Genomic DNA, 22,254 nt, shown 5'->3' on the forward strand with positions numbered 1-22,254 from the left:
ACGAGCACACAATACGGAACTACGTTGAGCATCAAGGTCGGAAGGATTCAGATCAGCTCCGAATGGAGCTGTAACCGATAGAACCCCGGGCATGCCCGGGGGAATCTATGTTGCTGTTTTCGATAATTTACGCTTAACAACGTTAAAACTCCTTCTTATATCGCTGACGAATCCTTTACACTCAGCATACGATTTCCCATTCGCAAACCACTACTATGCAGCAACTCGATGTAAGAGTGCTTGAAAAAGCGTTAACCTGGTTACAGGCTGGCAAAACCATTTGGTTTTCCACTGTATTAACTACTTATGGTTCATCGCCACGCGCCCCAGGCTCGTTATTAGTTGCCGATAACATGGGCAACTATGAAGGAAGCCTATCTGGAGGCTGTGTAGAAGAAGACTTCTTAGCAGCAATTCAACAGGGGCGTTTTTCGTTACCTGTGCAAACCGTTCGTTACGGTGATGCCGAACACGCTTCAAATAGTGGCAGTACGCCCATTTCATTACCCTGCGGCGGCATTTTGGTGGTGTTAGTTGAATGCGTGGCTCCTAGCGAAGCTTCGATCACACACTTTTCACAGTTCCTTTCTATACTCACTGGGAATACACCACACCTACGCTTGGTTGAACAGCTATCAGGTCTTGCTCAATTTCGCGCGCTGGAAGGGCCGTGTGATGTGATCAATCAAACGGACGAACGCGTGGAAATTAGAGTAGGGCCAGCGTCTCGTTTAATCATTGCTGGCATTTCTCCTGTCACGGAATTTTGTGCACATTACGCGGCAACATTGGGGTTTGAAGTTATAGTGTGCGACCCACGAGAAGACGTGTGTGCTGAGTTCGATGTAGCAGGCGTGACGGTAAAATGCGTATTTCCAGCCGACTATATCATTGAGCCTGGACATGTACACTCTCAAACCGCCGTTGTGGCGCTAACCCATGACCCAAGAATTGATGATCTAGCCATAGTCGACGCAGTCTCCACTAATGCGTTTTACTTTGGTGTTATGGGATCTAAGCGTACGTCTGCTAATAGAGCGGTTAGATTGAAGCGATCTGGCGGGCTGACAGACGAACAGATAGCAAAAATTAAAATGCCAATTGGGTTGAATTTAGGAAGTAAAACTCCCGCCGAAATTGCGTTGGCGGTAATGGCAGACATATTGCGATGTTCAAGAGGCATTGAGAGAGACCAATTGTGAAAACATCACACATTGGGTAACTGTATTTATTGTAATGGATAGCTTTGCTTTACCATGCGTGTTTGTATAGCCGTCGAAATAAAAAGTGCCGGCAACAACATGTGGCATGCCGGCGTTATCTTTAATTCCAGGGCTGCGCTGCGCCGTCAGGTCCGGTAGCCCATTTGTAGCAACCACCACCAGACTTGCCACCGCCTTCACCACAGCTATTTAGATTAAAGCACTGCATTTTATTCATGGTTCCTTGGGGCGCTTTTACCCAATCAAAATTACCGTAATTTTCCATCCAATAACAACTCAGTGTGGAAATAGGGTTCGCCAGACTAAACACAAACGAATAATCAGTAGCGTACGGTTTTCGTAACTCATCCTCGGCTTCTGGTGCGACACTGGCAAAGGCATGGCACGATAAACAGTTAAACCCTTGAGCGTAGGTTTCTATCATCGTATTGGCCACGGGTACTTCACTGATGGTTGGTGTAGCCCCACTGATTGAAAGAGGAGTAATAGGGGGATTCCCGGTGGGGATATTATCGTTAATAGCTGCGGAAGACCAAAGTGTGTTTACGAGTTGATAGTTTGCGTAAACAGAATCTGGGTTTGCATTCGCTATCATTGCTTGGGCAGCAGAATTGATAGACGCAATTTTGTTGTCTGTGGTGTCTTTTATCTTAAATAATCGAGTTACCTGAATTGGGTAGGGGTCACAACCGTTAGGTTTATCAAGATAAAATGCGGGAGATACGTTCACATCGCAGCTGGTTTTGGTTTCTGCAACGTTGCTTACCACCTTTGGCCTACATTGCGCAGGCACGTCTTTTACTTCACAACTTTCAGCGTAAAAATTGTAATCACCCAAGTTATTCAGCTTATCCAAATCGTCGTTATTTGGGGCATTCATTTTATGTTCAAATGTCGCCCAAACCCATTGTGGCTGAGAAGCTGTTTTATGAATGATATGCAAACCAACCAAGGCCAACGTCATTTCAGTACATGTATTGGTGGTTTCATCATAAATAGAAGCACGTGAAAGCTTGTAGTCGGTTCTCCAATTCCCGTCATTTGGATCGTCTACTTCCAACCAAGCAGCTTTAATTTCCAACCCACCGAGTTTGACATTATCAGTTGGCTTTACACCGACACCAAGTGGCATTGCAATATTCTTGTGGGCATTGATCATCGCGACTTGACCATTTGTATTGTACAGCTCGTTGTCTACGATAAAATCGTATTGGTCTTCGCTAAACAGGATTTCGTAATACACTAAGTTTCCTCGTTTGTCTGCCAACCAGTTGGGGTTGTTTTGAGGAAACGCTTGAGCCATATCTCCAGACATATTGAAGGTTCCATCTTTGCCTTTGGAAAAACTGGCTTTTCGAGATGAACTCATAATGCGGTAGGATTTGCCGTTGGCTTCGCAACTCTCAGGGATCGGTCCATCTCCCCATGGAGATGTGACTGAACCAAAAGGTTCAGGCTTAGAGCCGTCGGGTAAAAATACTGCGTCAGCATTTGCATAAGTTTCCCATACGGATAGCGGCTGTTGATTTGCACTACCGGATTGCCCGAAGTGTGATGCAGATGCGTCACCGTCGGGCTGGCCGGGTTCATCGATATCTGCGGGCCAGTTCAAACCGATAAATACTTGCCATGCAAAACAGTTGACACCGTTTTGTGAGGTAATAGCCGTTTCACCCGGAACAAAGTCAGATACGTTAGGCTGATTCAAACATGCAAATGACGGGGAGGAGGCTTGTTCGCCATCAGAAGCGATAGCTGTGACTATCCAAACACAGCCCACTAGCGTGGCCAAAAATACCGTAAATGTTCTCTTAAAGGAGTTAGTGACATTCATGATTTGCACTCCTTAGCATTGATATAAATTAGACCAGGCAGCGGCTGTGGATTGTCGGTCGAATCAGGGTTTTCTAAAAAGATGCCTTTAAGACCGGGTTTAACATCGGGTGATACACGTATAGTAATATAAAAATCATAATACGCCCCTTGACTACCCGAACCACCTCCGACAGGTGTTGCGTATGACGCCTCTACGTGATTGATAATAACGCTAACGTTCTTATCAGGTGTGATATCGTCATTTTCATATACGTGAATACTCGCCTTTTCTACGTTATTAGATTCACTGCTATAGAAAGCCTGTAACAAAATATTGGTATACGTGGTATTCGCGAGTAATGTCACAGGCAAACTTACAAAGGGAGGGGTAGGGTTAACGTCTTTCATGGCGCGGTACACAAACTCACCGATGAGGAAAACAGGATACCCATTGGGTTCTCCTGTTTGTTCACCAACAGGAGGCAAGGGCGGTTGTGGCTCTAAATCACTTTCAGGCACCGCAGTAGCTGCAATGCCTACTTTGAAAGTATCTGCAATTTGACCGGCGTACTTAATCGGCTTAGGCGTTTGGCTTGGCCCGTCACTGTCGCCTTCAACCTTGGTTCCTATCGTTACATCTTCAAGGGTATAGCCCGGTGGCGCTTGGAATCGCATGTGAAGAATCTGGTCATAATCTCTGAAGTCTTCACCAGCACATCGTCCTCTTACGACAGTAAACCAGTCATCAACTGTGGTGTTGTCTGGAAACGTATAATTGCTAAAATCAGGAGCCTGAAGATAGAGCCCAAGAGGGTTTGTCAGCATGATCTTAACGCCCACGTTCTTCACTACCTGATTCACTTGTAAACCAATGTGTGGATCGCTATTACGATAAGGACGTCCAAATGCGCCAGCGCAAACTAAACTTTGCATATTGTAATTGTCTGCTGCTAGCTTTCGAATTAAGGTTGACTGAGAAGCAAGTAATATCTCTGCACCAATGGTGTTAGGCGGGCTGGTTAGGTGCACGGCTCCGCCTCGGCTTTCTGTTGCTTGCGAGCCAAAGTTCCATTTGTTTAGGGGGTTATAGGCAGCAGAACCAGTAAAAGGGTCGACTACAACTTGGCCGTTCCTATCTCTAAGCTGTAAATCTTCTACTCTAACGATGTTATCCAAATTCAGTAATTCATTATAAAGTTCAGTCACTTTGTCGGGAGAAACCTTCCATAATGTGTACCAATATTCAGGATTTTCGCAGGTGTAGTTGATTCGAATGATTTGCGATCTGTCGTTTCTAAGTACCGACCATTCACAGTATTCATCCAGATAGCCACGAGGGCCATATGGGTCATAGCCTCTCCAATCTTCAGGAAGTGTTGTATTGCTACTGGTGACATCACCCCAAGACATAAGCGGGCACGTTTTAGATGGAATTTTAAAGGGCAGACCATCATTTTCTGGGTACGTTGGTAAATCTCCCGTGTAGTCCACATTACCAAAGTCGGCTAAATGATATATCTGGTCGTCAGTCATATCATAGGGGCTCTTTTCGCTACTAGAAAAGTAAAGCTTTAAACGGTTTGGAAACGCAGTCCAAAAGACCGACTCGACAATATGCTGAGCTAATGGAAACTGAATCTCTTTTCTATTGGCATACCAGTCGCAAGGTGCTTGATAGGTTGCTGTCCACGGATTACTGACTATTGCTGCTTGGTTTGATGCATTTAAATTTGTGTCCCAAAGTTCATCAAGCTGCTGCTGTAAAGCTGAATTGTTCGGGAAATCTTTTACTAACGCCGGAGTGAAATAAACATCGGATAAATCTGGATCATCTATATTTGAACTCATGAGTAATATCCTTATAGTTGAGATGATTGACCACCAATCATCACGATTTTAATTCTAGTCAAGCTTTGAAGGTTTGAGTAATTCCGAGAAAAGATTGTTAGCAATTTGATCTCAGTATACGTGGAACCTTAGGTTACGGTTATTTCTAAATATGCTTAATTGTTTCTACTAGAAATTCACAAAGTTCTTCCTTTTTAATTGTTTAACGTAAACACCATAAGTCATCGAAACAACAAAATCCGACGTTGAATTATCAAAGTGTGTTTTCACATTTCCTAAAGTATTCATTAACTAACTGAACAACAAAATTAAATATTCGGCCTGAGGGTGAGAGTAAAGCAGTGCTCAATGGTTACTTAAGACGTAACGTAACCCTAGTTTATCGTATTTCACCCTTTATTTAACATAATATACATTATGAGTAATTAGGTGTTGGATGGTTTAAGGCGGTGATTTGGCTTTGTATCGGTAGCTTTGTCGTCTGTTAGTACTTACGACGGTTTTCGATAGTTTCGCCTGAATGTTCATGGCCTGACGTCGCTATTGAGTTGAAACTGGTGAATGCCAGTATCCGTTTTCTTGGTTAATCAGTGATTTGGTTGCTGTTATGCGCTCTCAAAGAGATTTGCCTAAAGGTATGGAGATTTAAATTTTTGTCGCTGTGTATGTAGTTACGTGCAATTAATTTTCAGACGAAGCTAAAATGATATTTTTGCGACATTAGATAGAGATAATTAATTCGTATGTGCCATAAAGCGGCGTTTTTAAAATCGTGCTTCTACGTGAAATCTGATTAATTTTGTGAGGGTTACTGCGTCAGATTTTAAAAAATGGAGCTATTTGATATTTAAAGGCGTTTCGTTAAAAACGCCCTTAATTTTAGGAGTTAAATTAAAAAACGATCAGAAAATAACCGCGCCACCTTGGCTATTTAATGTGATAGTGATTTTTCCTGATTCCGGTATTTTCAAGTTCGTTTTAATGGCTTGTTGATCGCCATTATTACCGGAGTTATCTCCCAACATTGTCACCGTTTTTCCGGCAAACATAGGCGCAACGATAGACAGTGACTTTTCCGTATTTTCACCGTTCACCGCAGCCAAATACCAGCGATTATCTTTTCGTCTGGCGATAACGGCGTGTTTGCCTGGCTCGCCACTGATAAACTGGGTTTCATCCCAAACACTTGGTACCTGACGAATAAATGCGAGCACATAGTCCGGTTGCTCATTCAAGTTATTGGGCGTGAGGCCAAAATGTTGCACTGGAGATTGATATATTACGGATGTGGCTAGCTCAAATGCATCAGTCGTTCTGCGAATTGAGCCGCTTTCTTGCGTGCGTGATAAGCGCTTATTAAGAAATACGGGTGCAAAATCCATGGCCGCAACTGTGTTACGTGTGAATGGAAGTATGGTGGCATTGTATGCGTGTAAGTCGAGAGCGTCTTGTCTAAATACCAAGTTTTCAGATGCTAACACGGCTTCTGAAGTGACAAAGTTTGGAAACATACGCTCCCAGCCCCGTGGCAATGTACAACCATGAAATGTCACCCCCAAACCAAAGTCATTGGCGTCAGACAATAATTCTTCATATAAGCGCATGGTGTCTTGTTTGTCACCACCGAAAAAATCCACCTTTAAGCCCTTCACGCCGATGCTCTGTAGCCATGCCATTTCTTTTTTTCGAGCTATGGCGCTGTTCATGATGTCTTGTGGGGTTTGTGGAGCGTCATTCCACCAACCATTAGAGCTATACCACAAGATAACACCGACATTTTTAGCCGCTGCATAGCGCACCAAGTTTTCCATTCGTTCACGGCCGATACGTTGATCCCACCAGTTGTCGATCAAGATGTATTCAAAGTTTAGTTCGGCAGCAAGGTCGATAAATTTCACTTGGTCGTCGTAGTTAATGCTGTCGTCTTGCCAAACGATCCAACTCCATGTAGCTCGGCCCATTTTATAATCAATAGTGGGTTCATATCGTGGTTCTACTACGTCAAAGCTCACTGTGGTTTCTACTATTGGTTCGAGGTCGTTACCCACAGTAATTGTGCGCCAAGGCGTGTTGGCCGGTAGCGCAACAGACGCGTAAGTATCACCAATTCCGGCGTTTTCTCCCGCTTGTGGAAAGGTAATGGTATAAACACCCTGTTTGTTACCTTCGCTCAAACGCGACCCGACATAGTGGCTGTCGACCCCAGTTTCAGACACTAAAACCCAGCCCTTGTCTGCATTTTTAAATAAAGCAGGAAAGGTGTACCCCACCCCATACAGCGACGGAGTGTCTAACGCTTCGTTGTAGGTGTAAGGTTCTTCATAACTCGGCTTAGTTTGCATCCAACCCGTCATAGGTAGGGCTTGTGGTGTGATAAACGTGGTTGCTTTATCAGGCAAGTTAAAGCTTGTTGTCTCTTCTAAAATTTGTGCGTGTGTCGCGTTATTGGCCGATGTAATGGTGTAATGAAACGCCACATCATTGTTGGCTACTTGAAAAGTCACGGTGATAGTGTCGCCGTTTTCATTAGCAAATTCTGTGACCAGACGATTAGCCTCATAGTCAACATGGCTCACTTTTGCCCGATCCAACGTGTAGACGTCTTTTACCGAAGATGTACTGTCTTTTACATGGTGCAAACCTTGTGAGAAGTCGCCAATACTAGACTTTAAACCCAAAGCTGACTTTTCAATAAAGGTTTGCCCATTGTATTTCACTGTGTATATCGGTACGCCTTTCTCAAGGTCTACATTAACCGTTAGTGCGCCATCGGGCCCGCTAATTGTTGCTGGTAATGCGGCCATTGCCATAGGTGACGTGATGCTAAGTGCAAATACAATGCTAGAAATTCCGGTTTTATTAACCACTGTTTTAACCCTTCAATAACACATTATTCATACAATATTACATATTGCATGATGACGATTAAATTTACCACCTGTTATCAATATTTAAACGGTGACAAAAATCAAAAGTGCAATTGATTGTGGTAGAGACCAGTGCAGAGATTAAACCGAACTAACTTGGTTGTTTTTTAGTGCGTCAATGTTGTCTTTTAAATTGAAGTAGTCGATGACTTCTGGGTCGATACTTGTGTTCTCCAATAGCGAAATAGCGATATAGATAGCAACACAAGGAGGCACACTCTCGTTGGAGAAAGACAACATATCGTCGGGTGACTGAGCAAATAAAATAGCTTCAACCACCTGATATGGAAAATTCCACAGATGCAATAAGTAAGCGGCTAATTGGTAATTTGTGGTGTGGAACAGTGTTGATTCTAACGCCAAAATGTCTGTGGCATGGCGCTTTTCGTCAATATATTGGGCGACTTTTTCTGGCGCTAAATGGCACATAACGTACTGTCCGATGTTATGGAGTAAGCCCGCTAAATTCGTCATTCCTTTGTCTTGCTCTGTTACCAATTCACGCGCTAATAGCGCGACGCGCAAACTATTAGAAAAGGCCTGTTCAAGATTGAAACCCGGTAATGGCTCTATATCAGTGTAGAGTTCGGCAATCACGATAATATCTGAGACTAAATCTAGCCCGAGTCGGACGATTGCTTCTTCCACCTTAGCAACATCGTTTTTACCCAAATTAAAAAATGCGCTATTGGCAATTTGAATTAACTTAGCGCTAATGGCGGGGTTTTCATTGATTTTTTTTCCAATGGAAGCCACCGAAGCGCCCTTTTCCATCAGGTTTTTAATGGCTAAAAAGGTTTTAGGCGGAGCCGGTAACGTTCTCAATTTTCCTACTGCATGTTTTATTTCGTCGCCGGGTAATTGTTGGCGTATGGATTCAAAGTGGGTAATTTTTCTGATGATATCTTCGTGATCGCAAGGTTTAGAAAACCATTGATGAGCGGCAAAACCAATTTGTGAAACTAACATTTGATCAGCTTGGCCAGACAATACCATTCGAATGGTTTGTGGATAGGATTCTGTAACAATATTGAGAAATTCAACGCCATCCATACCAGGCATGCGAATATCCGAGATAACGTAATCAAACGTCTCGTTTTCCATCATAGCAAGTGCTGCTTTGGCGCTAGTGGCTAACATTAATGTCCAGCCGGTGCGATAAAGCGCTCGTTTAATCCCGCTGAGCACCATTTTTTCATCATCAACAAACAACACTTTCATTTAACGATTCCTGTTAAGAAATGCCGGTTTGCGGCTGTTCAATTGGCAAGATAATAGTGAAACTGGTGCCTTGGCCTGGTGTACTGTCTACCTCAATTTTTCCGTGATGCTTTTCTACTATAACAGCATACGCCATACTCAAGCCTTGGCCCGTCCCCTTACCTATCCCTTTAGTTGTATAGAACGGATCAAATATCTTATTTTTAACACTCTCTGACATGCCTATTCCGTTATCCGAAATCGATACCCTTGCAGCGTTGTCGATAAATTGAGTAGCGATTAGGATGCTACCGCCAGCCTCCTCGTCTTTCCCGAACTTTTCTTCAATGGCATGCGCTGCATTTACTATACAGTTTAATATCACTTGATTAAATTCATCTCTTAAACACATTACAGGTGGCATGCTTGGGTCAAAGTCTGTTGTTAGCTTGGCGACATACCGCCATTCACTGCGAGCAACGATAATGGTTGAAGAAATCGCTTCACTAATGTCCACGTGTTGCATTGCCACACCACTAGTATGAGAAAATGACTTCATAGCGCTCACTATTTTGCTGATTCGCTGTAAACCCTCAACCGATTGCTCCAGTGCCAAAGGTATTTCTTCTATTAAAAAGTCGATGTCTCCACTGTTTATTGCTGACGAGAGCCTTGCTATGTCCTCGTCTTCGCCGTTCTCTTTTGACGCGATACGCTGGGCAAGTGTTAATATCGGAATAAAGGTTTTAGATGCATCTTGTAAGAAAAACGCATTATCTGAAACGTATTGGGTAGGTGTATTGATTTCGTGAGCAATACCTGCCGCGAGTTGACCGATAGACTCTAATTTCTGCGCTTGACGCAATTGGTCTTCAAGCTCCACTCGACTAGTTACGTCTCTTACAACACAATTATAAAGTTGGGCGGTATTGGGCACATAAGACATGGCATTTATGCTGATTTCTACAGGAAACACATGGCCATTTTGTCGTTTGCCTTCAAACTGTATCGAACTACCGCGTTGATTCACGCCCTTATTGAGCAGAGCCATATCGAAAGACGGAATTAATGAAGTAATGGTAATTTTGTCTGTATCTTTGTATTGAAACATATAAACCCCCATGGAGTTCATACTCACTACATCGCCATTTTCTTCCAGTATGAGTAGCCCATCAGCAAGGTTTTCCACGATATCTTTTTCACGTGTCGCACTGACTTTTGCCGTGTGTTCAGCGGCTTGTAAACGCTTGTCAAAAATAGACCCCAATATCGTTGTTGCCACAATAACGAACACCATGGTGGTAATTGCCATCGCAATGATCACTGGATTGTCGTTCATTTGCATAGGTAATATTGAGGCATTCGATGGCAAGAAGAAGTGCGCCGACTTCATTGCAACATAGTGCATGCCAGCAATAGACAACCCCATTATGAAGGCACAAGCGACATTAATAACGAGACGAGAATCTTGATGCTTATGTAAATAAGTGACCAGATAAATAGCAACAACGGCAAGTATGTGTGCGGTAAAAATAGATAAAATAAACAGTGCTAAGTCATACCGGAGTAGCACGTCCATTTCCATCGCTTCCATACCCACAAAGTGCATCGACCCAATTCCCAGGGCTAAATACAGCGCGCTTAGCTGAATATTCACCGGAGTGAATTGCTGTGTGGCAATGCGTTTCGCTGAGAAGTGCGTTGCGACCATAGGTGGGAATACAGACAACACGGTAATAGGCACATTAAATTCCATTTTTGTCGGTAACATAAACGCCAACATGCCGGTAAAGTGCATCGCCCATACACCCAAACCAAATACCACGCAGCCAAATAGCCGCCATTGTTTTCTGGTGGCGATAGTGTTGGTTTCCCACATTCGCTGAAACACGGTAATAAGGGCAAAGGCAGCTAAGGTTGATACCGCAATCGACAAGCCGACAATAAAGTAATTGTACTCGCCTGTTATAACGGTGAATTTACTTGCATCTGGGAATGAAAAACGCCAAATATCCACGGTTTACCTCGGTTTATTTGCCAAGTGAATGTTGTGTCATTGTTACCTTGAGGATGTTACGTGAGGTCTGCTTGCTACGGGTACGACGGATCAGCAGGCTCTTCTTCCATAATCGTTACTGCAACAGCGCCACTTATGGCGCCATTCGACACACAATGGTCAATGATGTGCCGCATCGATTCAGTGACTTTTTGCCCGCCTTTAGCGACTAACTGCCCACGTTTCGTTCTTATATCTTCGACGAGGATCATATTTAATTTTAGATCCTTGAGACTTACTGTGCGCTTCTGCTCTTCAATTTCGAGTGTTTTCTTAAAGGCTTCAAGTATCTTGGGGTCGTAGCGTTCTGGGTGAGAGTCTAATGTGTCGACGGCTTTGTCGTCGTCGAGGTTTAATGATTTTGCCTTAAGGAAATCCAGCACAACCTTGAGCATGCGAGCGCCAATGGGAATATCTTTGCCTGAGACATGGTCGTGAGGAACACCTTCGCCATTAAAGCTTTTCTCTTGGTATAAAATCGTGTTTGCAATAGATTCCATACGCGGTATTTTTCTTATCAAGTCATACGCTAAACAAGGATGCTGCTCAAACAATTGCAGTTCCTCTTGAGACAGCCCTTTCCCCTCGCCAACAAAGTATTTAGGGAAAATAATACTACCGAGCTGTGACAGCTCTATCATGGGTTCAAAACTCCACGAACTTTTGAGGTTCAAGGCTTTGCGCAAATTGAGCATGTGTCGTTTGAGTTCTGAATTGTGTTCTGTTGCCTCGGGGTTAACTAAAAACAGCACTTCGTTAAGTACATTAATTACGCTTTTCAGCGTTTTATTCAGTAACACCTTTTCTGCAACAACCAAGTTGTATTGTTTGAAAGCGTCATCAATAACAGATTTTAACAGGTCGGTTGAACAAGGTTTATTAAGAAACTTAAATATATCGCCAACGTTTACCGCATCAATGGCTGTTTGTTGGTCGGCATTACCTGTAAGCATGATCCTAATTACATCGGGGTAACGTTCTTTCACCTGTTGTAGCAAAGTAACGCCGTTCATTTCCGGCATCTGCATGTCGGTAACGATCACCGAGTACTGGGTGGTGTCCATCATCTCTAATGCAATTTTACCGCTATTTGCTAAATCAAATTCAAAATGGCCTCTTAGATTGCGCTTAAAAGAGTGTAAAATGTTGACCTCATCATCAACTAGCAGTACTCGATTTTTCATGAATGTTCCATCGAAAAGAGGCGGGAAAGAACCGCGTATACACTAAACGTTGACCATAACGGCCATTTTTTCAACGAACGATGATAAAATCTTGACTAATTGATATGAAACAATGGTTTTTAGTTGGCAAATTGACTAAAAACGACTATTCAATATGTATCATATTCTTAATAAATTAGCGTGCTCCGACAGCAGTTTTGCACGTTCTTTGGAGTTGTAATGACAGACTTTAGCAATTTGACGATCCGCACCAAATTTGCCATCCCGCTTTTGGTCATCGGTTTGATGGTGATAGTAGTCAGTGTTTTTAGCATGACGAGTGGCAAACGCCTTTCTAATGATGCTCAAATATTGTCGACGACATTTATCAATTCAATTAACTTAGCCCTCAACGCCGACCGCGATCTTTATCAAGCACTTGACGCAACACAAGGGTTAATTATTAGTCGAGAGATGGGATTAAGCGCAAATAAAAACTTCCGTGAGATCTTCGAAGAAAACGCACAGCAAGCCCTTGATAGAATGAATCAGGTAAAGCGTTTAATGAGTGAATACCCTCAGTTGCTAAGTTCTGTGACTAAATTTGATGAAGATTATGAAAACTGGCACAGCAGTGCAGCTGAAGTTTTTGACCTCGTTAACCAAGGTAAAGTCGCCGAAGCGGCTTCTCTTAATGCCAATCAAGTGCAAGTTCTATTTGAACGTTTGCGCTCCCACTACGACGTGATTGGCGAAAAAGTAAAAAATAAGGCGGATGACGTGACGGCGGAAGCAACAGCCGCGGGAAATCGTCAGCGCGTAATTTTAATTGTGCTGATTATCGTTGTTATCGTTTTGAGTGTGTTGGCGATTGTATTCGGTCCTAAATTGGTAACCAACCGCCTAGCGTCGTTAACTGAAGTAATGCGCGACATCAGCCGTGGTGATGGTGACTTAACAAGTCGCCTAGACCAGTCAGGACGCGATGAATTATCAACTCTCGCCAGAACGTTTAATCAGTTTATGGAAAACCTACAAACGCTGATTCTTGGTATTCAACACGATGCAGGCAGTTTGGATGGCGCTGTAGCTAAGCTCAAAGATGCTGCGACGAAAAACAACGCCATTTCTACTGAACAAAGCAGTAACCTAGATCAAATTGCGACAGCCGTTAATGAGTTGAGCCACTCTGTGCATGAAGTGGCGCAAAATAGTCAATCTGCACTGTCTAACACCCAATCGGCTTCAGACGTTTGTACAAGCTCTCTGGGTGTTGTTAAAAGCTCAGTGACTAGCATTAACCAGCTTTCTCAATCTATTCAGCACGCGAGTGAAGTTATTAGCAAGCTGGCGAGTGAATCTAAGAGTATTGTCGCGGTTCTCGACGTTATCAGAGATATTGCAGACCAAACCAACCTACTCGCCCTTAATGCGGCAATCGAAGCGGCGCGTGCCGGTGAGCAAGGTCGTGGTTTTGCTGTTGTTGCTGATGAAGTTCGCACACTTGCCAGCCGCACCCAACAGTCTACCGAAGACATTAACCGCATGCTTGGTGGCCTAGAACAAGGCGTAAGCGAGGCTGTGTCGGCAATCGATAAGGGCTCTTCTGAAGTGAGCGCGGTGGTTGAAAAGTCTGGAACCCTTACCGAGTCGCTACAGAAAACCAATGATACCGTGCAGCAAGCCAATGAAATGATTTATCAGATTGCAACTGCAACGGAAGAGCAAAGTAAGGTAGTTGATGAAATTAACAATAATATTTCAGAACTAAATTCGCTAAGCCAAAACGCAGTGGCGACTGTGTCTGTTACATCTGATGCGAGCAATTCAGTGGGGCATATCGCACACGGCTTACAAGAAAACGTCGGACGATTTAAAGTGTAACGCTTCGCTTTGTACTGAGTTGTAAAAAAGGCGCTTTGCTGTTTAGCTAAGCGCCTTTTTCATTTATGAGTTGGTGTTAGTTTTACTTCTGTTTGCAACGTTAGTTTTATTTTCAGCTTCTTTTCTTGCGTAATACTGTGTTCTTATCGCTAAAAAAGTGCCTTCTGCTACGCCCTTCTCTACTATTTCGGCTATTTCGTCTTTGTGGTCCCATAACCACGAATGTTTGTTTATGGCGATGTACTGTTCAAATTTTTGTGAAGGCTGTAATGTCGCGCGTTTAATTTTCTCTCGCAGCGTCATATCATCAATAAACAACTCGGCACTTTCCTGAACATGAAAAAACGCCTGTACGCGCCCTTTTAGTAACAATTCTATTTTTTGCTGAAGCGAAGACACTTCTACGCGGTTTTCATCTGCTATTTGTGCATAAATGTCGACTTTGCTTGTATGACGAGTTACCGCGACAATAGCGTGGTTAAGCGCTTCTACTGTGGCTATATCGGGGGCGTCTTTCGCTACGTAAAGTGATATCGCCAATGATTCGTAAGGGGTATGTAAACGCGCTACGGCGGTGCCATCGAGAGGAAGGAAATTCGATACACCTACCATCATATCAATCGTACCCTGCTCAAGTTCTCTTACTCGCCGAGCATAGGGCATCTCTAGGATTTTTAGTTCAGTACGTAATTCTCTGGCGATATATTTAATGTACTGAGCTTGAAGCCCATCGGGGAATTCTGGGGATACCGCAGACACCAGTTTTTCTGCGTAGACTCCGCTACTTAACAGCAACAACACCATTATAAAAAGAGCTTTCACAAACGCCTTTCTTGTTCATCCATGTCACAAGTGAGTAAAGTATCATATATTAACCTGAGTTGACTAATAATTATCAACTGCGACTGTGCATGGTGTTATAAGGGCATTACGATTAAAATCAATGTCTTAAGTGGTTACGCGAAACCGAATAAAGCATCCTCGCCTTGCAGCTTTACGAAAACTTTACGCAACGATAAGTTAATCTAAAACAAACCGTCTGCGTCACCATCGAGTTCGGCAAAAAATTTCACTGCACTGTCTTGTATCTCGGTGAGTTTCGCCTCGGACATTTTCCCTAACGTGTTATAAGGCATGCTTAATCGTGGGTTACCTTTGAGTTTATCTTTGTGGGTGATCAGAAAATGCCAATACAAATAGTTAAAGGGGCACGCTTTCTCCCCTACCTTCTTGGTAACACTGTAGTGGCATTGCTGACAGTAGTTGGACATTTTGTTTATGTAGGCACCACTTGCAATGTAAGGTTTACTGGCGAGTTTGCCTCCATCGGCAAATAAAACCATGGCTTGAACATTAGGCATTTCAACCCATTCAAATGCGTCAGCGTAAACTAATAAATACCACTCATTCACAGCGCGAGGGTCAAGCCCTGCTAATAATGAAAAGTTGCCAATAACCATTAAGCGCTGGATGTGGTGGGCATAAGCGTACTTCTTGGTGTCATTAAAACACTGGCGTAAACAGTTCATGTTTGCGTGGGTGTTCCAGAAAAACTCGGGCAGTGGCCGTGTGGCTTGTAGGTAATTTTGCTCTGACAAGGTCGGCATAAAATGCCAATAAAAGCCGCGAATGTATTCTCTCCACCCTAAAATTTGCCGAATAAAGCCCTCTACACAATTTAACGGGGCTTCTCCACTAAAATAGGCGGATTCTGCTGCTTCTATCACTTCGTCGGGCAGTAACAAGCCTGTATTGATATAAAATGACAGGTGAGAATGAAAGAGCCATGGATCACCTTGTTTCATTGCATCTTGATAATCACCAAAACGCGGCAGACGTTGTTCAATAAAATGTTGCAGCACCACCAAGGCTTGGGCTCTCGTTACAGCAAAATTAAACGGTTCTAAGTCTCCAAAATGCTCGTCAAAATGGTGCTCAACAAGAGACAACACCGACATTGTGATCTCATCTTTTTCAAACTGTGTCGGTGCCGGAATTGTGATGTCGTCAGGAAAAGGTTGCCTGTTCTGGGCGTCGTAATTCCATTGGCCGCCGATGGGCGATTTCCCCTCCATTAAATATCCTGTGCGCTTTCGTAGCTCACGATAGTAATATTCCATGCGATATTGCTTACGGCCCTTAGCCCAGTCGGCAAAGTCCTGTAGCGATGCGATAAAGCGTGTGTCATCGAGTATGGTCACAGGTGTAGACAACTGTTTTGCCCATTGCTGCATTGCGTGTTTGAGCCTGTATTCACCCGGCTCAGTCACGATGACTTGGGACAATGCGTATTGCTGTAAAGTCGCGTCGACCTCCTCAACTAAGCTCCCCTTGTTGTTAGGTGCGTCGTAATTCACGTAGTGGACTTTATAGCCCTGCTGGCCAAGCTCTTGTGCAAAATGCCGCATAGCCGAAAAGATAAACGCGATCTTCTTTTTGTGATGTTTTACATACGTGGCTTCTTCTTTTACTTCTGCCATCAAGACAACGTCTGTATCTTTGTTACAGTCGCGTAATTTCGGTAATGACAAAGTTAGTTGGTCGCCCAAGATCAATCGTAGCGCTCCCATTTAGGGCTGCTCCTTGGTGGTAGCAAAGGCATCTAACGCCCGTTGTCGGGAGGCTTTAATGTCGACGATAGGTGCGGGATACTCAACCCCTAATGTAATACCACACGCTTGCAATATATGGCTTGGCGCTTGCCAAGGTTGATGAATATATTTAGGCGGTAACTTACGCAACTCAGGGCAATATTGGCTAACGTATTCGCCTTGTTTATCGAACTTCTCGCCCTGTAATACGGGGTTGAAAACACGAAAATACGGTGCTGCATCAGCGCCTGAACCCGCTACCCACTGCCAGCTCGCACTGTTTGCAGCGAGATCGGCGTCGAGCAAGGTGTCCCAGAACCATCGCTCGCCCAAACGCCAATCTAAAAGTAAGTTTTTAACCAAAAAAGATCCAACTATCATACGCACTCGATTGTGCATATAACCGGTTTGCCATAGCTGGCGCATGCCGGCATCAACAATGGGTACCCCTGTTTGTCCCTGCTGCCACCGCGATAACGCCGCTTCGTCTTGCCGCCAGGGAAAGCGGTTAAATTTGTCATTGAAGTTTTCAACAGGCAGTGTTGGAAAGTGATACAACAAGTAGTAGCTGAACTCACGCCAACCTAGCTCAGACAAAAAGCAATCGATATGCTCATTGTCCATACCACCAAACTTCTCTTGTACTGCGTACCACACTTGATGCGGCGAAATTTCGCCAAAATGTAGGTGCGGTGATAAACGGCTTGTCCCGCTCACTGACGGCACGTCACGATCGGACTTATATTGCAGGGCGGCATCATTTAAATACGTTTTAAGGTGCGACCACGCGCCATCCTCCCCAGGTTCCCACTCTGTTTCCATTGTTGTGTACCATGCAATATTCGGCATGAGAGCAAGTTCTTCTACCTCACCTAGAGCGAGTGAGTGCTGCGCAAACCTTGGCGTTGCTTGGGGTAATGGATAACGCGGAGACTCTGCCACCAAACAGCCCTTTCGGTAGTACGGGGTAAACACACGATACGGAGTGCCGTCTTTTTTGAGTACCTTCATTGGTTCCCACAACAACGACGCATTAAAACTTTTCACTTGGGTCAATGCTGACAACGCCGCTTTTAGTGACTTGTCTCTGGCTATTTGCCATGGTTCGTAACACCGGTTCCACACCACTGCGTTACAACCCGTTTCGGTCACCAGCGCTGTGAGGATTTCTGCTGGGTTACCTTGTCGAATTAACAATTTGCCAGATAGCGCCTTATTCAATGCCACTAAAGAATGATGCAACCACCACCGACTCGCGCTGCCCATGGCAAATTGTTCGTCACAATCGGTATCGAGAATATATACAGGGATGATATCGCCTAATTCACAGGCATAGTCCAGTGCTGGGTTGTCTTTTGTTCTTAAATCTTGTCTAAACCAAACTAAGGTTTTGTTATTGGTCACAATGCGTCCTACTTTTTTCCTATGCGCTAAGTGATTACGTTATTTTCCAAAATTCGATTTATTTTAATCTAGATTTATTTGCTTTGCGTATCACAGCGCATGAAAACAGAAAATCACATTGGCCTGTTTGTATTCAGGCACGACCTTCGACTGGATGATATGCCAGCGTTACAGGCGCTGATTGAATGTGTAACGTCGCTAATTTGTCTGTACGTTGCTACGCCCCATTCTGCTGTGGTGAGTACTAGTGAGTGCAGACGACAGTTTGCTTTGCAATCACTCACTGCGTTAAATTCTTCCTTGAACGAACTGGGCCAGTATTTAGTGTTCGAAGAAGGCAATTGGCTCTCTATTGTTAGCCGATATATTGAAGAAAACGGTGTCACGCATGTAGGGTGTGCTGAATATCATGGTTACAACGAACGCCAAGACTTACTTCAATTAAAGTCGCGTTTTGGTCATGTTAACTTTGCTACGCACAGTGCACACAGTTTGTTTACTGAAGCATCCCTTCCGTTTTCAACAACCGACATGCCTAGTCAGTTCACCCCTTTTCGTAAAGTAATAGAGAAAACTAGTGAGCCTTCGGTGGCAAAGGAGCGCACAGCGAGCCTTCCTCCTCCTCTTTCTTCGGCCGAAAACACTCTCATGCCTGTGGAAGCAATCTGTGAGCGCGCGGTGTCGTATCAATTCTTCGGCGGCGAGAAAGCAGCACTTCAACATGTTAACACCTATTTCTCGAATCCCGACTTGGCAACAACGTACAAACAAACCCGCAATCAATTAGACGGATGGGAGTTCAGCAGTAAGTGTTCGGCATGGTTGGCAAACGGGAGTTTGTCAGCTCGACGTTTGTACCAAACTATCAAGCGGTTTGAAGCCGACCACACGGCTAATGAATCGACTTATTGGCTGTATTTTGAATTGCTGTGGCGCGAGTTTTTCTATTGGCAACAGATAAAACACGGGCCGCAATGGTTTGCGCTATCGGGGGTTAAACAAAACCAAGGGGTAAGCCAAGGAATAGCCCACTTTACCACTTGGTCTCAGGGCAATACGGATGCCCCTATTGTCAATGCCTTGATGCGCCAATTGGTTGCAACAGGTTATATGTCGAATAGAGGGCGGCAAATCGCCGCGAGTTATTTGGTAAACCAATTAGCGCAAGATTGGCGTTTAGGCGCCCGTTTTTTTGAACAGCATCTTATTGATTATGATGTCGCGAGCAATTACGGCAATTGGCAATACCTTGCTGGTGTGGGTGCAGACCCACGGGGTAAGCGAGAATTTAATATCGACAAGCAGACCAAACAGTTCGACCCAGACAATATATTCATCCGGTCATGGCTACCCTAGTTAATCTAGTGTGGTTGAAGCGTGACCTGAGGCTCAGAGATCATGCGCCAATTAAAGCTGCTGCGGCTGAAGGGCTGCCCGTCTTGCTGTGCTTTTGTTTTGACCCAGAATTAATGGCAGATGTGCATTATTCAGCCCGTCATCATGAATTTATTCAGCAATCTATTGATGACCTCAATTCTCAGCTTTTACCTTATTCGACGTCGGTACTGTGTGTTCAAGGGGCATTTTTTGACGCCATTGCACTTGTTTCGCAGCACTACATCATAAACGCTATTTTCAGTCATCAAGAAGTTGGGCTAGCAAGCAGCTATCAGCGGGATAAACAAATACAAAAGCTGTTGAATAAAAGGAATATTAATTGGGTAGAACTACCTGTTAATGGCGTTATTCGTGGGTTATCTCACCGACAAAACTGGCAACGCTATTGGAGCCAAACCATGCAGGCGCAGTGCGAAGATATCGAGCTATCAAAGGTAAACTGGTTACATTGGCAGCATTCGGCTCTCGCAAATATGGCATACACGTTTTCTCGGCCTGCCAATGGCGCATTTTTGATTGGGGGTGAGCGCAGAGCATGGCATCTGATGAAGGGCTTTTATCAACAACGCGCGCAATATTATCAGCAGCATATTTCATCACCGACGTTATCGCGAACAAGTTGCAGTCGCTTATCTCCCTACATCGCGTGGGGTAACGTTTCGGTACGCCAGGTGTATCAACAACTACAGTACTATCGCACTCAGCAACCTTGGTCCCGCGCCTTCTCAGCGTTTGGTTCACGTTTACAGTGGCACTGTCATTTTATTCAGAAATTTGAGTCTGAATGCGACATTGAACATCGCCCCTTGAATCAAGCTTATCTTAAATTTGAATGGGAGGATGCCGACGGTGCATTGTTTGAACGTTGGAAGCTCGGCAATACAGGTATTCCTATTGTTGATGCGTGTATGCGTGCGTTAATTCAAACCGGCTATATAAACTTTAGGATGCGTGCCATGCTGGTCAGCGTGGCTTGCCATTTGGCGCGAATACACTGGAAAAAAGTAGCGGTGCATTTAGCACAACAGTTTCTCGATTTTGAGCCAGGTATTCACTATCCCCAAATTCAAATGCAAGCAGGATTGACCGGCACCAATATTATTCGTCTTTACAACCCGCTGAAACAGTCACAACAACAAGATCCAGACGGCGATTTTATTCGCAAATGGGTGCCCGAACTTGCTGCGCTACCCACTGCTTTTATTCACCAGCCTTGGGCGATGACCGCTATGGATAAGGCGTTTGCCAATTTGCCAGACTCGCTTGGCTACCCTGCTCCTTTCATTGATATCGATATTGCCATGCGCCGAGCAAGAAAAGAACTGTGGGCGTTTCGAGAAAACACACACGTTAAACAAGAAGCCCAGCGCATTCTAAAAGTGCACACCTTACCAACCAGCCCCAGTCGCGCTCAAGCTGCGCGATAATATTACTTGTCGTGATCTTTTAGCCATTCGTTTAACAGTTTTATCTGGCCACATTTGTATGCCGCAAAGGTAAGACGTATCGCATTTGACAGAATTTCACTGTCGCTCCAGTTAGTTTTTTCGGCAATTTCTTCATAGCATTTCATTGCTTCTGGCGTTACGTAGCCTCTGACGAGTTTTTTGCCAGCGGCTTTTTGGCGCTCTCGGAAACGGCGCTGCTTTTCAGCATTCGCATTAGGATTTTTCTTTTGGATTGTCATCTTATTATCACAATATCAACAGTATGAACATGATAGGCTTTTAACTTGGCCCAATTTGTAATATGAATAAGTTAATGTGAATCAGCAGCCTATGCCTCGCTTATTTGCATTTGAGTGTATCACGGCATAAATGTGAAAAAAATTCACTGTTCGGAGTTGTTTAGCGTACAAGTGTTCGCTAAATTAACGGGCGCTAGAAATTTAATCAATGAAACAGAGAGATTATGACAGATAGACAATCCAGCTTCACTCGTGAAGACTTATTGGCTTGTAGCCGTGGTGAAATGTTCGGACCCGGTAATAGCCAACTCCCCACCCCTAATATGCTGATGATGGATCGCATTGTAAAAATTAACGAAGAAGGCGGAGCAAACGGCAAAGGCGAAATTATTGCTGAATTGGATATCGCGCCAGACTTATGGTTTTTCGATTGTCATTTTCCAGGTGACCCAGTGATGCCTGGTTGTTTAGGCTTAGATGCTATGTGGCAGCTTGTTGGTTTTTTCTTGGGTTGGAGTGGCGGCCCAGGTAAGGGGCGAGCGTTGGGTGTAGGCGAAGTGAAATTCACTGGCCAAATTTTACCAACAGCTAAAAAAGTGACGTATAAAATCACAATGAAACGCGTGGTAAAACGCCGTTTATTTATGGGCCTTGCCGACGGTGTTGTTGAAGTTGATGGGCGCGAAATATACAGCGCGAAAGACCTAAAAGTTGGATTATTCCAAGATACCAGTACTTTCTAATAGCGAGTACTTTTACGTAAAAAGCCCCGCTGAACCTCTGCGGGGCTTTTTAGTTTAACGACCCTATGAGGTTATTTAAAAGACATTCCCGCGTGACGATCTTCGATGGCCTCACGCCAGCCACCTAACCACTCTGATTTTGCTTCATTAGTTTGAAATGGACAATTATCCTTAGAACGACCACTGATCCCAGCTTGATAGCCTTTGGCGTGGGCACGAGCCATTTTGTCTCTTTTCTGTCTCTTCATTGATTAGCCTCTTTCAATATTTAGGTTTTACCAACTACGTGATTCAGGATAACAAGCTCCCTAAGCG

16 protein-coding genes are annotated in these 22,254 nt (G+C 44.1%); 5 read left to right on the forward strand and 11 right to left on the reverse strand.

Annotation, left to right across the window (positions count from 1 at the left end; translation table 11 throughout):
* Positions 1-215 precede the first annotated feature (215 nt).
* A complete protein-coding gene (locus tag ACXAH6_RS18940) occupies positions 216-1,202 on the forward strand; it encodes an XdhC family protein (protein ID WP_474879394.1) in 987 nt (328 codons plus the stop codon).
* Positions 1,203-1,323: 121 nt separating this feature from the next.
* Here ACXAH6_RS18940 and ACXAH6_RS18945 read toward each other — a convergent pair whose 3' ends face one another.
* The 6 genes from ACXAH6_RS18945 to ACXAH6_RS18970 form a co-directional block, all read right to left on the reverse strand.
* The gene (locus ACXAH6_RS18945; RefSeq protein WP_474879395.1) at positions 1,324-3,057 is read right to left on the reverse strand and encodes a hypothetical protein; all 1,734 of its coding nucleotides are present in this window, start codon (positions 3,055-3,057) and stop codon (positions 1,324-1,326) included.
* Positions 3,054-4,886: a hypothetical protein gene (locus tag ACXAH6_RS18950; protein ID WP_474879397.1), complete on the reverse strand. Its 1,833-nt coding sequence runs from the start codon at positions 4,884-4,886 to the stop codon at positions 3,054-3,056. The genes ACXAH6_RS18945 and ACXAH6_RS18950 overlap by 4 nt, the downstream gene beginning before the upstream one ends.
* Before the next feature lie 902 nt (positions 4,887-5,788).
* The gene (locus ACXAH6_RS18955; RefSeq protein ID WP_474879398.1) at positions 5,789-7,753 is read right to left on the reverse strand and encodes a glycoside hydrolase family 97 protein; all 1,965 of its coding nucleotides are present in this window, start codon (positions 7,751-7,753) and stop codon (positions 5,789-5,791) included.
* A gap of 141 nt (positions 7,754-7,894) precedes the next feature.
* Complete coding sequence (locus ACXAH6_RS18960; RefSeq protein ID WP_474879400.1) at positions 7,895-9,034, reverse strand: HDOD domain-containing protein; 1,140 nt, start codon at positions 9,032-9,034, stop codon at positions 7,895-7,897.
* Positions 9,035-9,047: 13 nt separating this feature from the next.
* The gene (locus ACXAH6_RS18965; RefSeq protein ID WP_474879401.1) at positions 9,048-11,030 is read right to left on the reverse strand and encodes an MHYT domain-containing protein; all 1,983 of its coding nucleotides are present in this window, start codon (positions 11,028-11,030) and stop codon (positions 9,048-9,050) included.
* 74 nt (positions 11,031-11,104) lie between these two features.
* Positions 11,105-12,253 carry an HD domain-containing phosphohydrolase gene (locus tag ACXAH6_RS18970; protein ID WP_474879402.1) on the reverse strand — a complete coding sequence of 383 codons (1,149 nt, stop codon included), beginning with the start codon at positions 12,251-12,253 and terminating at the stop codon, positions 11,105-11,107.
* A 219-nt stretch (positions 12,254-12,472) separates the two neighbouring features.
* Between ACXAH6_RS18970 and ACXAH6_RS18975 the strand changes: the two genes are divergently transcribed.
* On the forward strand, positions 12,473-14,116 hold the full coding sequence (locus tag ACXAH6_RS18975) for a methyl-accepting chemotaxis protein (RefSeq protein WP_474879404.1): 1,644 nt from the start codon (positions 12,473-12,475) through the stop codon (positions 14,114-14,116).
* A gap of 63 nt (positions 14,117-14,179) precedes the next feature.
* On the opposite strand, the gene ACXAH6_RS18980 is transcribed toward ACXAH6_RS18975, so the two are convergent.
* The 3 genes from ACXAH6_RS18980 to ACXAH6_RS18990 all read right to left on the reverse strand — a co-directional run bounded on the left by ACXAH6_RS18980 (position 14,180) and on the right by ACXAH6_RS18990 (position 18,111).
* Positions 14,180-14,938 (reverse strand): substrate-binding periplasmic protein, encoded by a 759-nt coding sequence (locus ACXAH6_RS18980; protein ID WP_474879406.1) that lies wholly within the window; start codon positions 14,936-14,938, stop codon positions 14,180-14,182.
* A gap of 203 nt (positions 14,939-15,141) precedes the next feature.
* Entirely contained in the window at positions 15,142-16,686 is a 1,545-nt protein-coding gene (locus ACXAH6_RS18985) for a cryptochrome/photolyase family protein (RefSeq protein WP_474879408.1), read from the reverse strand.
* The gene (locus tag ACXAH6_RS18990) at positions 16,687-18,111 is read right to left on the reverse strand and encodes a cryptochrome/photolyase family protein (RefSeq protein WP_474879409.1); all 1,425 of its coding nucleotides are present in this window, start codon (positions 18,109-18,111) and stop codon (positions 16,687-16,689) included.
* A 99-nt stretch (positions 18,112-18,210) separates the two neighbouring features.
* Here ACXAH6_RS18990 and ACXAH6_RS18995 point away from each other — a divergent pair, with 99 nt between their 5' ends.
* Positions 18,211-19,467: a DASH family cryptochrome gene (locus ACXAH6_RS18995; protein WP_474879411.1), complete on the forward strand. Its 1,257-nt coding sequence runs from the start codon at positions 18,211-18,213 to the stop codon at positions 19,465-19,467.
* Entirely contained in the window at positions 19,455-20,936 is a 1,482-nt protein-coding gene (locus ACXAH6_RS19000) for a cryptochrome/deoxyribodipyrimidine photo-lyase family protein (RefSeq protein ID WP_474879413.1), read from the forward strand. The genes ACXAH6_RS18995 and ACXAH6_RS19000 overlap by 13 nt, the downstream gene beginning before the upstream one ends.
* Positions 20,937-20,938: 2 nt before the next feature.
* On the opposite strand, the gene ACXAH6_RS19005 is transcribed toward ACXAH6_RS19000, so the two are convergent.
* Positions 20,939-21,196 carry a hypothetical protein gene (locus tag ACXAH6_RS19005; protein ID WP_474879414.1) on the reverse strand — a complete coding sequence of 86 codons (258 nt, stop codon included), beginning with the start codon at positions 21,194-21,196 and terminating at the stop codon, positions 20,939-20,941.
* Positions 21,197-21,420: 224 nt separating this feature from the next.
* Between ACXAH6_RS19005 and fabA the strand changes: the two genes are divergently transcribed.
* Positions 21,421-21,939 (forward strand): 3-hydroxyacyl-[acyl-carrier-protein] dehydratase FabA, encoded by a 519-nt coding sequence (gene fabA, locus ACXAH6_RS19010; RefSeq protein WP_474879416.1) that lies wholly within the window; start codon positions 21,421-21,423, stop codon positions 21,937-21,939.
* Positions 21,940-22,010: 71 nt separating this feature from the next.
* On the opposite strand, the gene rmf is transcribed toward fabA, so the two are convergent.
* A complete protein-coding gene (gene rmf, locus ACXAH6_RS19015; RefSeq protein WP_474879418.1) occupies positions 22,011-22,187 on the reverse strand; it encodes a ribosome modulation factor in 177 nt (58 codons plus the stop codon).
* Positions 22,188-22,254 lie beyond the last annotated feature (67 nt).

This window comes from Alteromonas sp. ABE4_545, assembly GCF_056161325.1.